Genomic DNA, 17017 nt, shown 5'->3' with positions numbered 1-17017 from the left:
TTCATCCTCCTTGAACTTCTTCGTGACATCGACCCAAAAGTGAGAATGGAAGCAGTTATAACTGCCAGAAAAGTCAAAAGGCCGGAAACTTGGGGGGTACTTGTTGAAATGCTTAACTCACCTACCTATAGCAACGCAGCAGCGTCAGCACTAGTAGAGTCTGGTGAAGCTGCGCTATTTACACTTGAAACATCATTTCACAAATCTGGACAAACAGATCACGCCAGATTAAAGATTGTTCAAATCATTGGACGGATTGGTGGTGAAAAAGCCGTGGATTTACTTTGGAACAAGATTGAACACCCTGACAGACGAATTGTAAGACAGATTTTGCTTTCATTCAGGTATTTCAACTATCAGGCTAATGAAAGACAAATATCCAGCCTTACCAATCTACTGGAAAATGAAATAGGTAAAGCGCTTTGGAATCTAGCGGCCTTAACTGAAATACCAAAGCAAGAGCACTTCAAGTACCTCAGAGATGCCATTAAAGAGGAGATCAATGAAAATTACGATACAATATACATGTATATGTCAATTCTCTACGATCCGCAGTCAGTACAATTAGTGAGAGAAAATATTGAATCAGGTACTTCAGAAGGTATAGCGTTCGCCATTGAACTTTGTGACTTGTTCGTAGATCAGGAATTGAAGCCCAAGTTATTTCCTCTTATAGATGATATTTCAATCAGCGAAAAGATTATCCAACTGCAAGGTTTTTTTCCTAGGGAAAATTATAACATAGTACAAGTACTAAATTACTTGCTTAATAAAAATTACAATCAAGTTAACAGATGGACAAAAGCATGTACTATTCATTGCCTGGCTTTTGTAAAAGAATTTAGAATTAGCCGTGGACTTATAGCGCAGCTGTTTAACAATGACTCCTTTCTGCAAGAGGTGGCTGCATGGGTCATGTATTATAAAGACCAGCATATATTTGATGATATAAGTGAAAGACTTAAGCCAGAGGTTAGAAAGCTACTAAATGATACCGTAGAGAAAAACAAACTGCAAGAAGGCTTAGCGGATGGTTATTATATGGGTATAGAAATGGTTATGTTTTTAAAAACAGTGCCATTTTTCAAAAACATAAAAGGGCTACTGCTTTGCGATCTTGTTGACAAGATGGCAAATGTAAATCTTAAAGGTAACGAGGTGATTAAAATACCCCAGACGGAGGACGAAGAGAGGATTTATGTGATAGCAGAAGGTGAAGTTTTTCTAAAGGAAGGAAGTACGGAAATTACTAGGTTAAAAAAAGGAGAAGTATTTGGAAACCTTTTCAACCTTGAAAACAAGAGTGAAGCAGACACAATAGAATCATTTGGTGATTCTGTAGTTTTCCATATTTCAGTGTATGACTTTTATAATGTCATGGCGAACCATCATGAATTGGCTCAAGGTTTCATTAAAAACATTGAAAATAGTTTAATTAAAGAAACCTTATAAAAAATAAACCAACGTAATAAAATATAGTATATGGCTTTCGAAATTGATGTTTTGATCACTTATTCCAATGAAGACAACCAATCTGATACTGATCGTGGTTGGGTTCAGGAGTTTAAGCATTTCCTAGAACTTATGTTAGTTCAGGTATTAGGAAGCAAACCTAATATAATGCTGAAGTCAGAGCATGACTCAATTACTGGTGGTAACCTGAAAAAAGTGGCCATTTTAGTGCCCGTACTCTCCCCTTCCTTTGTTGCATCAGGAGAATCACTAGATACAGTAGAATCTTTTTATGGAACTATTAAGCAATCAGATACTACAAGGGTATTCAAGATATTAAAACGACCAGTAAGTATTGAAGAGCAACCAGCTAAGCTAAAAGAACTCATAGGATATGACCTTTATGACTTTGATGAAGACACTGGGGATATAGAGGATTATAAGGATTTCTTTAGCCCAGAAGCTGAGCGTAGCTTCTGGATGAAAATGGTTGATCTTGCCTACGACATCCATGAGTCATTAATATCCCTTAATGAATTAGAGAAAAAAGGAGAAGTAAAACATATATACGAGAGAAGGTGCATTTACCTGGCTGAAACTGGCCATGACCTATCAATACAGAGAAATATTATTAAAAGAGAGCTACAGCGTCATGGATATAAAGTACTACCTGACAAAACCTTACCACAAGATGTAGACAGCCTTAAAAAGGAAATTGATAAAGAGCTGGAAGAATGTAGCCTTTCAATTCATTTAATAGGAAGTTCATATGGAGACATTCCAGAAGGCAGCGATAAGTCTGTAGTTGATCTTCAAAATCAAATTGCCGCCCAGCGCAGTGCAAGTTTAAAAGACAAAACTAAGTTTTCAAGGTTAATTTGGATTTCCAATCAACTTAACCAGGCTAGTGAAAAACAAGTTGCTTTCATTGAAAATATCAAAAGAGATCTGGCTTCTTCTGAAGGTACAGAAATATTACAGACGGCTTTAGAAGACTTTAAGAATATAATTCGTGAAGAGCTCATTGAAGTTGGAATTGACAAAAAACTAGGAAAAGCTGGAGCTATTGCTGACAATGGTAAAGCATCTATTTACTTATTGCATGACAAAGTTGATGCGAAAGAGGTTTTACCATTTAAAAAGCATATAGAAAAAGCAGGTTACAAAGTGTTGCTTCCTGCCTTTGAGGGTGACTTGCTAGAGCTAAGACAACAGCACATCAACAACCTTCGAGCATTTGATGCCGCAATCATCTTCCAAGGAAATGTTAATAACCAATGGGTTAGAATGAAATTGCTCGACTTACTAAAAGCTCCAGGATTTGGCAGAAGAAAACCAATTACTGGTAAAGCAATTATTAGTAATAGAGAAGATAAATTGGATATTAGTGCTTATAAAAATTATAATGTTACAGTAATAGATGGTGACAATAAAGAGGCACTAGAATCGCTGAAAGGGTTTTTAGAAGAAATTAAAGAGTAATGCCATGAGTGAAGTCTTAGAAGATATTGGTGGTCCATCGCACAGTGAGAAAGTCACTGTAGATAATCCGTTTCCAGGGCTAAGACCATTTAAAATTGAAGAGAGTCATTTGTTCTTTGGTCGGGAAGGTCAAAGTGATGAAGTCCTTCTCAAATTATCCAAACATAGATTTGTTGGCGTTATTGGTCCATCTGGTAGTGGTAAGTCATCTTTTATATATTGTGGAGTACTACCAATTCTGTATGGAGGTTTTTTAACCAACACTAGCCCTAATTGGGAAGTTGTTGTTACAAGACCTGGCGCTGGCCCTATAGATAATCTTGCCGAATCACTTATAGCTAAAGACAACTCATACCTTGACTCAGATGATGAGGATAAGAAGATAAAGAAGACCATCATAACTACGCTGTTAAGAAGTAGCTCTTTGGGTCTTGTTGAGGCTGTTTTGCAATCGCGTAGATCACAGGACAAAAACTACCTCATACTTGTTGATCAGTTTGAAGAGCTATTCAGATTTAAGGACAGCGAAGATTCTGGATCAGTCAATGAAACTCTAGCTTTTGTAAATCTGCTGATCGAAGCAATGAATTATGCTGATGTGCCAATCTACGTGGCCATCACTATGCGTTCTGACTTTATTGGAGATTGTGCTCAGTTTCCTGACTTAACCAAAAAAATTAATGATAGTCATTATCTGATTCCGCAAATGACGCGGGATCAAAAGCGTAGAGCTATTGAAGGTCCAGTTGCAGTAGGTCAGGCACAAATAGCACAGCGTCTCACGCAGCAATTATTAAACGATTTAGGTGATAGCACTGATCAGCTTCCAATTCTTCAACATGCTTTAATGCGTACATGGTCTTATTGGTCAAAGTATCGTGACTATGATGAAGAGCCATTGGATATTAAGCACTATGAGGCTATTGGTACAATGGCTGAAGCACTATCAATGCACGCTAATGAGGCCTATGATGAGCTTACTGATGACCAAAAGCTCATATGTGAGTCTCTATTTAAAGCTATCACTGAAAAACGAGGTGAAAATTTCGGAATAAGGCGTCCTACTCGACTTGGAGAAATTGCCGCTATAGCAGACGTTAGCGAAGAAGAAGTAATTGCCGTAATAGATAAATTCAGAGACCCTACAAGATCACTTCTTACTCCCGCCCATACCGTAAAACTCAATGCAAAGTCTATGATTGACATTTCGCATGAAAGTTTGATGCGTATTTGGATAAGGTTAAAAAACTGGGTGGATGATGAGGCTGATGCGGTGCAAATGTATTTACGATTATCCGAAGCAGCTGCCATGTATCAGGTCGGTAAAGCAGGACTCTGGAGACCACCAGATTTGCAGTTAGCGCTCAACTGGCAGGCAAAACACCGCCCTACACTTGTATGGGGACAGCGGTACCACCCAGCTTTTGAGCGGACAATGATCTTTTTGGAGTACTCCAAAAAAGAATTTGAGACAGAACAAAGGATAAAGGAACTTCAGGCGAAAAGAAGGCTCCGTAATGCCCGTATTATTGCGTTAGTATTGGCCGCAGCTACAGTTATATCTTTAGGTTTCTTAATTTTTGCATTTTATCAACAAACTCTTGCTGAACAGGCAAGATTAGAGGCTGTCGCTAATGAAAAATTAGCTACACAAAATGCAGAATTAGCAGCAACAAATGCTAAAGAAGCCGAAAGACAAGCAGATATTGCAAAGGAAAAGGAGGCCGCTGCAAGAAAAGCTGAAGCTGAAGCTTTAGAGCAACGTGATATTGCAAATAATGCCCTAATAGAAGCACAGCAACAAAGAGAACGTGCTGAAGCAGGAGAAAAAGCAGCACAAGAAAGCGCTGAGGAGGCAAGAATTGCACAAGAAAAAGCTGAGGCAAGTGAAAAGATAGCCCAGCAAAGACGTTTAGAGGCTCAAATAGCAAAAGAGCGCGCTGATAGGTTAAGGTTGCTCGCTATAGCTAAAGCTATGGCTATAAAATCTACTCAATTAAGAGTAGAGCAGAAAGTGCTTAAAGGGCTTTTGGCTCAACAGGCCTATATTTTCAATTCCGAAAATGGCGGAGACAAGTATGATAATGACATCTATGATGGGCTTTATTACGCGATTAAAGATTTAGAGGATCCATTAGTAGAAAGTCTTGGAGGGCATGATAAAGGTATTAGAGCAGTAGCATCCTCCACCACGGGAGATGAAATTTTCACCGCTGATACACAGGGTAAAATACTAGGTTGGACATTGAACGGTGTTAACAGGGTGGCCGATACCATTGTAAATCAGAGAGCAAACCATCTAACTCGTTCTATTGATGTAACTTCAGATAATAAGAGGTTAATAGCCGGTGGCGAATATCCAAAAACTGCAGGATCAACTTTCATTGAGGTGTTTGATACACAATCGCACGTTCGATCTCAAGTGACTGGATTTAAAGGTGAAGTTTGGAATTTGATTATTACACCAGACGACAAGAATTTCTATGCTCTGGACAATGGTGGAAAGTCGATACAGAAATCTGACTTTAATACAACCAGTGTAGTTGCCTCCCCTTCGAAAAGGCTCAATGATATTGCCTTATCAGATGATGGAAATTATATAATAGGCGCAGGAAATGATGGTGGAGTTTATTTATATGATGTAAAAGCCGGTTTTAAAGAGTCCAAAATTTATAACAATAATACAAAACTCTTAAATATTGCCATTAGTGGAGATAATATGGTAGCCCTTGGTGATGAAAGTGGATTGATTAAGTTGTTCAAACTTTTTGGAAATCAAAGTGCTACAAGATTGGTAGGACATAGTTCTCCTATTGAGGATTTGATTTTTAGTACTGACGGTAGGTTTTTGGCTTCTGCATCAAGAGATAAGACGGTAAGGCTTTGGAATAGAGAAAATCTTACCGCTCAGCCTATCAAATTACAAGATCACCCAGATTGGGTATTTACTGTCGCTTTCAGTCCTGATAACAGTCAAATACTAGCAGGAACTAAAGAGCAGGTAGTTCGAGCATGGCCAACCAATATTGAAGTAATGGCCGACAAGATATGTGGGAAAATAGACAGAAACCTAAATCAGGATGAGTGGGAAACTTATGTTGCGAAAACAGAAATTGACTATGAAAAAACATGTGACCAATATGATAAAGGTCAATAAATTACTTCTGCTTTTCCTTGCTATCATTACCTTGGGTGCTTTAGAATCTAATGCACAGACGGCATGTACACAAACCTTACGAACTGCAAGAACGAAATTCGACCAGGGGTTGATTCATGAGATGGAAGGGCTGCTTGAAGCTTGCTTAAAGAAAGGTTTTACTTCACAAGAAAGAACTGAGGCTTATAGGCTATTAATTTTATCATATATCTATCTAGACGAGACTGAAAAAGCAGACGAGACTATGCTTGCACTGCTGAAAGACAATCATAACTTCGCAATCAATCCGGAAGCTGATCCAGCAGAACTTATCAATCTCTACAATACCTTTAGGACAAATCCTATTTTTAGAATTGGTGGAAAAATGGGTGCTAATTTTAGCTCTGCTAACCTCGTGTCAACTGGGGGACTGAATAACTTGAATATTGAAACTAGTGGTAATGACATCGAATATGGACCGAAGTTAGGTTTTCTATTGGGCGTGGTAGCTGATGTGCCAATCAACAACCTATTGACCTTAAACTCTGAGCTTGGTTTTTCAATAGTAAACTTCGAAAGTACTTCTAACCTATATTATAACATTGATGGCAATGTAGCTTCGAACAACATCCTTCTTGAAAGTCAAAATTGGGCAGGCTTTCAAACCATGTTGCAGGTCAATCCTATTAAATCAAAACTGAATCCATACATTTCAATTGGTGGCGGAGTTGATTATTTAATAACAAATCAGGTAACTGCCACCAGAGAAGTATTGAATGAGCAGCCAGTAAAAGAAAATACAATAGATATATTGGAGGCTAGAAATAAACTAAACTACTACGCCAGTGCTGGCATAGGAATCAAATCAAAATTTAGTAATGGAGTATTATTTGCTGAATTCAGATTCAAATATGGTCTAGCAAACTTGTCTAATTCAGATGAAATTCTTGATGTAGCACCAGAATATATATTTGACTACTTTGGAAACTACAATAACTTTTCAATTGTAACTGCTGAATTTTCAGTTGGATACCTGGTAGATATATATAAACCAAAAAAACTTAGAGAGTAATATGAAATTTTCTATATCAGCTTTGATGCTTATCATATTTTTTAGCTGCAATACTCCAAGTGATGTTGAACCAGAAGAGCGAAATACATTCATCAAAGTATTTGGTAGCAGCTTAAATAGTACAGGGTATTCAACTTCTGAAGTTTCTGATGGCTATCTAATAATTGGCACAGCGTTATCAGACACTTTAGAATACACCACTATTAATAAAGTTGATAGAAATGGCAACACGCAGTGGAGTCAATTATTTGTAGACTCCAATGGCCAGGACTTCATAGTACTTGATGACGGTTACTTGATTGTTGGAGATAGTATAGAAAGACAAGGTAATGATGAGAACGTTACTAAAATTCTTTTGATGAAAACTGATCTTCAAGGCAATATTACTGCAACCGCTACTATTGGTGATTTAGGAGACGATCCTAGAGATTATCACGGTGTTTCGCTAGCCAAAAGTGATACCGATGAGATTGCTGTTATCGGTACAAGAGAAAACGAGGAGGATCAGGATGAAATGGTTTTGGCAGGATTTGATCTTAATTTGAATCAAAACTGGGTTCAATACTACAGTCTTGATGAAGGAAATTATGAAGTAGGTAAAAACATTCATTATGGTGCTGATGGCAGAATTGCATGGGTTTCAACAACAGTGAGATATGATGAAGAGGATAATAATCAAGTAGATGCAGCCAGTTTTTCTATTCCAATAACCTTTTCTAACTCAGAAAATATCAATAATGACAGTTACGGTCAAAACAGTACTCAGCAGTATTTTGCAACTGATGTACAGCCTATACTTTCTGGTTACGGTGTCACTGGTAATACCAATGAGAATGGCAATTCAGATATGTTTTACATTCGAGTGAATAGAATTGGGGAAATTAATGAAACATCATACCAATTAATATCCAACACACTTACTGGAATAGAATTAAGGGGTAATGATGAAGGCAATTCACTTGTCGGCACTTCAGATGGAGGTGTAGTTTTAATGGGCTCTATTTCAACTACTACTGAAATTGGTAATGGGGGTAAAGATATTTACCTACTTAAGATAGATGCCCAGGGTAACCCGATTTGGGAAAGTATTATAGGAGGTAGCGGAGATGAAGTTGGGTATTCAATCATACAGTCTTCAGATGGTGGTTTTGTTATCACTGGAAAAAATGACTTTCAGGGTTCTGCGGTAGCCCTGATGATAAAAACAAATAATAAAGGGAAATTAATTGAATAGAATTCTATAGTTGCGATAATGACAAAATTCAATACTAATAAACTTAAAAGAAGTCTTGGCCTGTTATCACAAAGGCTGATACTAATTGCTTTACTTTTTGGTTATAGTCTGGCTTTTGCAGCTCCACCTGCAGACCCAACTTTTGATCCGGTTGTGTCAGATGATTCTGAATTAAACCTATCCTGGACAAATCCAGGGGCTTTTGATGAGGTTATGATTATAGCTAGTTCAGGTGCAATAACACATGTGCCTTCAGGTGATGGCAGTGCCTATACAGCCGATGCCGATTTTGGCTCTGGCACACCTGCAGAACCTTTAGAGTTTGTTGTTTATATAGGCACTGGTACAGGAGTTACGGTGACTGGACTAGCAAATAGTACAATCTATAATTTCAAAATATTTGCTAGAGGTGGTGATGGTACAGAATGGTCAGCTGGAGTTGACGCAAGTGGTACACCCCGACCCAATCCAGTTTCAAATGAGTCATTCACATCAACATGTATTGATGAAGGTACAGTTAGCTGGACTAATCCTGCAACTGCATACAATGTTGTAGTTTTTGCTAAGGAAGGATCGGCTATCACAGTTGGTACCCCTTCTGCAGCTCCCACAGGTATTACGGCAGATCCAATATTTGGGGATGGAGATCCTTATGAAAATGATGCTGCTGCTTTCTGCATTTACAACGGTTCAGGAGAAACGATTGATATAACTGGATTAACCATTAATACAGATTATCATTTTTTGATATTCAATGCACAGGATGGTCCAACCTCCTACTCAACAGATGTCACATTTAATAATTCATCAGCCAGTGCTGTATCAAATGCCTCTGGTTTATCTGCTGCCCCATCTGACGGAGAAATAGACCTTACTTGGACAAACCCGCCAACATGCTATGACGAAGTATTAGTTGTGGCAAGTGTAAATAATGCAGTAAACGTAACACCTGCCACTTCTACAACTTATACTGGGAATGCTAATTACACTTCTGGCCACGATTTTGGCAGTGGGGATTTTGCGGTTTACAATGGTACTGGTACAAGTGTTACAGTTACTGGCTTAAATAACGGAACAACCTACCATTTTGAAATATTTGCTAGAAGAGGAGATCAATGGTCTTCCGGGGGTATTGTAGACAATGCAGCTGCGGTTGACCTCACCCCACCTGTGATTACAGTATATGACCCAGCTGATAATGGTTTAGCAGCCGCAAGTTTAGCTACTTTGACGCTTACATTTGATGACAATATAGCAAAAGCAACAGGCGGAATATCTGATGATACAGATAGAATTGTTTTATATGATGAGAATGATAACCAAGTATTACCAATTGACAAAAATAGCGGACTTATAGTTGCCTCAACTAACCAAGTAACTATTGATGTATCTGGATATTCATTTGTAGAAGGGACAAATTATTACGTGTTAATTGGTGATGATGTATTAGAAAACACTCCGGGAGGCGTTGCTTTTGGAGGAATATCAGACCCGACAACATGGGATTTTACAATTGCAGGAACTACAGTAACACCCCCAGCTGCCTTAAATGTTTGCGCCAATTCACCCTCGCGTACTCTTGGAGACATTATTATCGAAGAATCAGCTCCTGATGATTTCTCTACAGCTGGTACCATAATTTATGGTTTGGATCCTAACTCGGGGTTTGTCTTTGAACCTGGTATAGGTTCGGCAACTTTCGAATCAATTAGCAATGGTAATGACATCAACGGCATCGACATAAGTGTTTCATTTACTTCATTCACAATTACCTATACATTTGATGATGCATCAAATGTATCAACTGATAGAATTGTTATTAGTGGTCTAAAGTTAAGCTCAGATGGTTCAGAGGTAACTACAGATATTATACGCACGGGTGGCACAGCTACAATGAATGCCAATGAAGTTGCAGACAATCTTATACATGCTATTATTAATAGTGGTGCAGCTCCTACAACACCAAGTGCAATCACCACATCTCCTACGCCCTTTGAGGCTTGTGAGGGTGAAAATTTAGCTGGTTTTAGTGTAACAGTAGGAAGTGGTACCTCTAACTTGACATGGTATAGCGATGCTTCCTTAAGTACACCAATCGGTAGTGCCGCTGGTAATGCGAATCCATCTGCCACACAATTAGGTCTTAGTTCAGCTACAGCTGGTACTTATACAGTTTATGTAACTCAAACTACAACTTGTGAAAGTGATGGTGTTCCTGTAACTTTTACAGTTAACCCATCTCTTACAGCTGATGCAGGTGCTAATGGTGAGACGTATTGCAATGATGAAACATTTCAACTGGGGGGATCTCCTACCCTTTCAAACCCATCCGTTCCAGGAGCATATACATATTCTTGGACAGAATTAACTGGTGGGCCAGTGACAATTGATCCTGTATCCATACCTTCAACTGCCAATCCAACTATTTCTGTTACCAATAATACGAATTCCATACAAAGTCTTCAATTCCAGGTAGAAATAACTGATGTCAATGGTTGCTCAAATACAGCCATAAAAAGCTTAGATATTAGACCGCCTGTTGAATTAAACTTAACCGCACCGACATCGAGTAATTTTGCGCCTAATGGAGAGCCTCAGGACTTAACTGCTAACCCAAGTGGTGGAACCTTTTCAGGTGTTGGAGTAGTTCAATCTGGAGCTAACTTCTATCAATTTGATCCTTCAGTTGCTTATGATGACAACCAGCCATTACCGCAAAGCATCCCAATTTACTACTCTGTTACAGATGGTAATGGGTGTACCGTAACCAATGAGCAGATAGCAACATTCAACTTATCAAATCAGACATTTACGAATGTATCTGCAGAATATTGTAGTGATGAGTATCCAACAGGTAATGGAATAATTCTATCTGCTGATGCAGCAGCAGAAACTAATGCGCTGAATAGAGTAAACAGCTGGAATAACTCAACCCGTTTTTATTATTTCCCAGCCACCTGGGTTGCAAATAACTATACTAACGGTCAAAGGGTAAGGTATCTTAATGATGTTTATCAAGCTAAAAGCTCATTTTTTTCTTTTACCACTCCTAATTTGGACCCTGCCAATTGGACTCTAATACCTGATTTCTTAAAAGTTGAATGGAAGGGCATGATTAGAAATTATTATGAAGGTTATTATCAAGGTAATGTTGGTTCAGCAACAATAATTAAACTTGGATCTACCTACCCTAGTCCAACTCTAGCAGCTACGAACTTTAATTACTATGGAATGAGGACTAACCCTGATTATAATAATTGCCCAACATGCTCTTATTTATATCCAGCCACATATATAGAATTTATAAATCCAGGAGATATTGCTTATATCCTAAGTAATTGGAATGTAGGATATTATTATGGCCTTGGGACTTTAGTTCAGTATACTGTTTCTCCTGGAAATACCAGAGTTTATAAATCATTATTGGCATCTAATACAGGAAATACACCTAATTTCTCTCCTTCTGCTTGGCAAGATGTAACCAATACCGATTATGACAACGGAAATTATTTTCACGTTAATGACGGTGGCTTTAGATCAGGATTCTATACAAGTGGTCAATTCGTAAGAGTTAACCAGGTACCAGTAGTTAATTTTTCAGGGTTAGAATCAGATATAGTAAACCCACTACAATTCTGTAACATCAACGAAGAATATGAGCTCACTGCTAGCAATAATGGTGGTAAATTTTATATTGATGGAGTCGAAGCAACTGTATCTTCTTCATCAGAAGGGCTGGTGGATTTGGATGGAACTGGACCCAAAGCAATATTTAACCCTTTAAATGCTGGTTTAGGTGCTCATACTATTAGGTTTGAATTAGATCCGGGTACGGATGGAAGCTCAGGAGACCCATGTTTTGGATCATTTGAAATAAACATTAATGTGTTAGAATTACCAGACATATTTTTTAATGGTAGTACCCCTTCTAATTCAACCGTGTTTTGTTATGATGAAGCTCCAATAACATTAACGTCCACACAAACAACAAATGTTGTATACACAGGACTTGGTGTAACAAATGGAGCTGCAGGAACAGGCACATTCGATCCGAATCAAGCATTCTCACAAAGAGAGGTTGAACTGGGTACAACATTGACCACACCTCAAGACTTCACCGTTACTGTGACTTATACAAATGCACAAGGCTGTCAAAATATAGATACCAGAACATATCAGGTTCGCCCATTGCCACCAGCATCATTTACATATGGTACTAAATCGGATTTTTGCTTTGAGGATGATCCTGTAAATCTAGATGGAGCAAATCCCTCAGGAAGTTATGAAATCTATTATGTAAGACAACCTGCCCTACCAAATGTTTTAATAGATTCCGATAATGATAATCAATATACATTTGACCCAGCTGCAATTTTTCAATTAGCAGTTGATGCTGGCGCATCTGAATTAAGTACACCTACTATCAGAGTCATCTATACAACTAATGATCCAGTAAAAACAAGTTGTATAAATACACAAATAGAACAATTTACTGTCGCACCAATAATACCTGTCAATATTTCTGGGGTAGATGATGGGGAAACATTCTGTGCCAATTCCGGGGCAAGAACACTAACTATGAGTCCCCCAGGAGGTGTATTTACAATAAACGGGATTGGTACAACACTTGTGAATGGAGAAAGCTACACCCTTGATAGAAGCCCTGATGGTGGTATTTTAGAGCTTGAATATGTATTAACCACGGGCACAGGCTGTACGAGTACAATCACCAAAAATATCGACATATTACCTAGTCCACAAGCAAGCTTTAATGCGCCACCCCAATGTGATGGTGATGAAGTGGTGTTTCAATCCTTAAATAATTCGAATGCGGAAAATATCACATGGATTTTGGGCGACAATACTATTGAAACAGGAAGTGTAGATGATTTAAGCCAAATAACGCATCAATATCCAAATCCTAATCAATATTATGTAAAACTAATTCTTGAAGGTAATTCTTTATTACCCCTGACTTGTATTGACAGTACGGATCAATTTGTAACTATTGGTGGAATACCAGAAGCATCTTTTGATTTTTCAAAAGTATGTCAGGGTGAACTAACAGAATTTGTTGGAACTTCATCAAACAATGCATTTCTTGCTTCATACTCATGGGAGTTTGGAGATGGTGATGTGCTTGCAGAAGGTATAAGTACTGACCCCATTCCACCCGGCACACATGGGGGTAAAACTACCGGAACTTATGCCAATCCAATCCATCAATACGAAACAGATGGCACCTATACGGTAAGATTATTAGGCAAGTCTCAAACGGCTCAAGGCGCTTGCCCTGATGATGAAGTTCGAGAACTTTCCATTCTAAAAAATGTCAATGCATCTACTGAATCACCATATGCTATGGTTCAGCTAAATGGGGAAGATGGATTTTGGAAAACAGAAGATCTAAACAATAATTCTACATGGGAGTTTGGTCAACCATCTGGATCAATAATAGCAGCCTCAGAATTAGCATGGGGAACTAACCTTGCAGGCAGTTATCTATCAAATGATCAATCTTTTGTTAATAGCCCCTGCTTTGATTTATCCGCAATAGACAGACCTGTTGTTTCCTTAGATTATTGGTCAGATACTCAAAGAGAATCCGATGGTGCTGTATTGCAATACTCAACTGATGGTGGATTTAGCTGGCAAACTTTAGGTTCCGTTCAAAATGGACTTTCAACGGGATTGAACTGGTATAATCAATCTGGTATCACAGGCAATCCTGGTGGACAAAACCTCTTTGGGTGGTCAAGAGCTGGGGATACAGAATGGAATAACGCCAGACATGCTCTTGATGTAATACCCGAGCCAAGAGATAATGTAAGACTAAGAATTGCTTTTGGATCGAATGGTGATACAGAGCTAGAAGGCTTTGCATTTAAAGATGTGAGAATTGAAGATCGAAATAAAATTGTTTTAATGGAACATTTTACTAATGAAGCGACTCCAACAGCTGCTGATAATTATGTTAGGGCTTTTGGAGCTAATTCAAGTGAAATAATCAAATTAGAATACAGAACAGATTTCCCTCAGGAAGATGCGAGAAATGAAGCCAACAAGGCTGACAATAACAGTAGAGTGGCATATTATGGTGTGACCAATTCTCCTACAACGCTTATCGATGGAGAAGGAGAACCCTCCCTTATATCAAGTGGATGGGGTGATATTCTATTCAGTCAAAAAACCTTGGTAACATCGCCTTTTAGCATAGTTTCAGGTACATCTATAGTTGAGCAAGACCTACAAGTTAATATAGTGGTTACTGCAGACGCACCGATAACTGATGATAATTCAATTGTGCATGTTGTACTAGCCGAAAAGGATGTCAATTCAGCTGAGTTTATTTATAAAATGATCAAAATGTTGCCAAATGCTGCCGGCACAAAATTGAACAACGGACTAGCCATCGGGCAGGGCGAAACATTTAATATTAACCTGGAAACGAAAATCAATGAGCCGCTTGACCCAGCATTAAGTGCCATTATAGTATTTATTCAAAATGAAGATACCGGTATAGTCTACCAAGCTGCAGTTAATAACTTGAGTGAATTGCCACCAGTTGTAACATCTCTTAACGAGCTTGCTAATAAAGCATTCGATTTATACCCTAACCCTGCCAATGATCAGGTAACTATTTTGTTTAATCAGAACCTGCGCAACGGCACGTTAAAAATCTATGACAACTTTGGTAAACTGGTGTTTGATAAGACCATTGAAGAGACAAGCTTGACATTAAGCACTCACGATTTTGCATCAGGTATGTATCATATTCAGGTGTCAAATGATGATAAAGTTCTGAGGAAGCGATTGATTATAACACATAGTGATAGGTAGTTACTGATCACCAACAAGAAAGGCTCTGAATGTTCTGAGCCTTTCTTGTTTAATGTAGTTTCAATATTATCTTTTTATAAATACTTCCTTTCTGTTTTGAATATTGAGATAGTACTTGCCAGGTTTCAGATCAACTAATATGACATCTCTTCCCTCCCCTTTTTTAACCACCTTACCAAAGAAATCCATTACTTCAAAGTGGCAGGAGTCTGAAAGTTTGAGTTGTGATGTGGCTATTTTAGGGTAGAATGTAATATAGTTGTCAGCTGCAGTAAACATAAACTCAACCGAATAAAACTCTTCATTATTACTGTTTATGTATTTCACCCTATAGCTATTATCTCCTTTTATGTGAGATGGCTCTACCGCATACTTATTTTGCTCAAAAGTGCTGATCACCTCCACTGTATCTACCACAGTCCAATCTTCCTTTTCCCACTTATGCTCTAAATAATAAATGCCATTTTTATCTCCTTTAGCCGTCCAGGTTATAGAATTGTTATCTGCCTGAGCCGTTAAGAACTGGAAAGATTGTGGAGCCTTAAGTACTTGAGGGTTTACAATTCCTGGCTCACAGTTATCCTGAAAAAGTATTCTAATAACGACAAGAGCATTATTGGGTAAAAAAGAAAGGTCTATCCTAAATGCTGAGGCTTGAGGTTTATCCAGAACTAACCTGTCATTAACATAGACTGCATTTGTACAGAAAGTAGAGGTTTTCGAATTAAAAGGGTTTTGAACATACAGGTCTTTCCCCTGATATGCTCCAGATAGCACAATTTCACCTGCTACAAGAGTTTTAGAAAATACTGCAAAAAATAGAACGGCTAAACCCCTAAACATCATGAGGTCTAATTACGCAATAATTTAACTATTGAAAAACTAAACAGTTTACTATTCAAACCTAAGCGACTCGATCGGGTCCAATTTTGCAGCTTTATTAGCAGGATAGTATCCTGAAATCAGACCCACAACAATACAAACCACCAAGCCTACAGTAACCCACAACCAAGGCACAACAAACCCTTCAATGCCGATTACAGAAGAAATAAGATTACCGATGCCAATGCCAAGCAACACACCAGCAACACCTCCCATTATGCATACTACAATGGCCTCAATTATAAATTGTTGACGGATTCTTAGTGGTGTAGCGCCAAGTGCCTTTCTAACTCCCACTTCCCGCGTTCTTTCAGTAACAGAAACAAGCATAATATTCATCAATGCGATACAAGCGCCAAGTAATGTTATAAAGCCAATACCAAATCCACCCATTCTCATAACTCCTGTAATTTGTTCTAACCTCTCTGCTAATGATTCACTTTTCGCCAGTTCAAATGAATTAGGTTCCCCCAATCTATCTTGACGTATCTTACGCATAATTGCGGTAGCTTCACCCATTGCCATTTCCATTTGGGAAGGGTCATTGATGCCAATAGTAATTCCATACCTCAAAACTCTGGATGAAGACAATCTACTGGCATTTAGTACAGGTATAATTATCGAGTTATCGGGGCCTCCGCCTCCACCAAGCTGACCACGTTCTTCCAAAAGTCCGATAATTAAATATTTACTCCCCAATAATGATATCTCTTTATTGAGGGGGTCTTCATTATCTTCAAAAATTGATTCAACAACATCTACACCAACAATCGCTACGTTGGTTCCGTATTGAATTTCTATTGTAGAAAAATTTCTACCTTTCTCTATATTCAAACCTTCCAAGGCTACATATTCTTCATTAGCGCCTTTAACCCAAACATTTGGATTAGTCTTTTTAGACTTATATTTAATCTCAGCT

The 17017-nt window shown here is 38.3% G+C and carries 8 protein-coding genes; 6 read left to right on the top strand and 2 right to left on the bottom strand.

Annotated elements, in window-relative coordinates; translation table 11 throughout:
* From E1140_RS13540 to E1140_RS13515, 6 genes are all read left to right on the top strand, one after another.
* Positions 1–1452: cyclic nucleotide-binding domain-containing protein (locus tag E1140_RS13540; protein ID WP_155184694.1), on the top strand; the 1452-nt coding region annotated here is incomplete at its 5' end.
* Between the two features lie 30 nt (positions 1453–1482).
* Complete coding sequence (locus tag E1140_RS13535) at positions 1483–2934, top strand: DUF4062 domain-containing protein (protein ID WP_155184691.1); 1452 nt, start codon at positions 1483–1485, stop codon at positions 2932–2934.
* Positions 2935–2938: 4 nt separating this feature from the next.
* Positions 2939–6091 carry an nSTAND1 domain-containing NTPase gene (locus E1140_RS13530; protein WP_155184688.1) on the top strand — a complete coding sequence of 1051 codons (3153 nt, stop codon included), beginning with the start codon at positions 2939–2941 and terminating at the stop codon, positions 6089–6091.
* Positions 6054–7142, top strand: coding sequence for an outer membrane beta-barrel protein (locus tag E1140_RS13525; RefSeq protein WP_185153589.1), 1089 nt, complete (start codon positions 6054–6056; stop codon positions 7140–7142). The genes E1140_RS13530 and E1140_RS13525 overlap by 38 nt, the downstream gene beginning before the upstream one ends.
* 1 nt (position 7143) lies before the next feature.
* The gene (locus E1140_RS13520) at positions 7144–8376 is read left to right on the top strand and encodes a hypothetical protein (RefSeq protein ID WP_155184679.1); all 1233 of its coding nucleotides are present in this window, start codon (positions 7144–7146) and stop codon (positions 8374–8376) included.
* An 18-nt stretch (positions 8377–8394) separates the two neighbouring features.
* Positions 8395–15216: a T9SS type A sorting domain-containing protein gene (locus tag E1140_RS13515; protein ID WP_155184676.1), complete on the top strand. Its 6822-nt coding sequence runs from the start codon at positions 8395–8397 to the stop codon at positions 15214–15216.
* Between the two features lie 66 nt (positions 15217–15282).
* Here the strand turns inward: E1140_RS13515 and E1140_RS13510 are convergent, their stop codons facing one another.
* The gene (locus E1140_RS13510; RefSeq protein WP_155184673.1) at positions 15283–16059 is read right to left on the bottom strand and encodes a hypothetical protein; all 777 of its coding nucleotides are present in this window, start codon (positions 16057–16059) and stop codon (positions 15283–15285) included.
* A gap of 51 nt (positions 16060–16110) precedes the next feature.
* On the bottom strand, positions 16111–17017 hold a 907-nt coding region (locus E1140_RS13505), incomplete at its 5' end, for an ABC transporter permease (protein WP_155184697.1).

Source organism: Fulvivirga lutimaris, assembly GCF_009711525.1.
GTDB classification, from domain to species: domain Bacteria; phylum Bacteroidota; class Bacteroidia; order Cytophagales; family Cyclobacteriaceae; genus Fulvivirga; species Fulvivirga lutimaris.
Note: the sequence above shows the minus strand (reverse complement) of the source record. Positions and strands in the feature narration are given on the sequence as shown.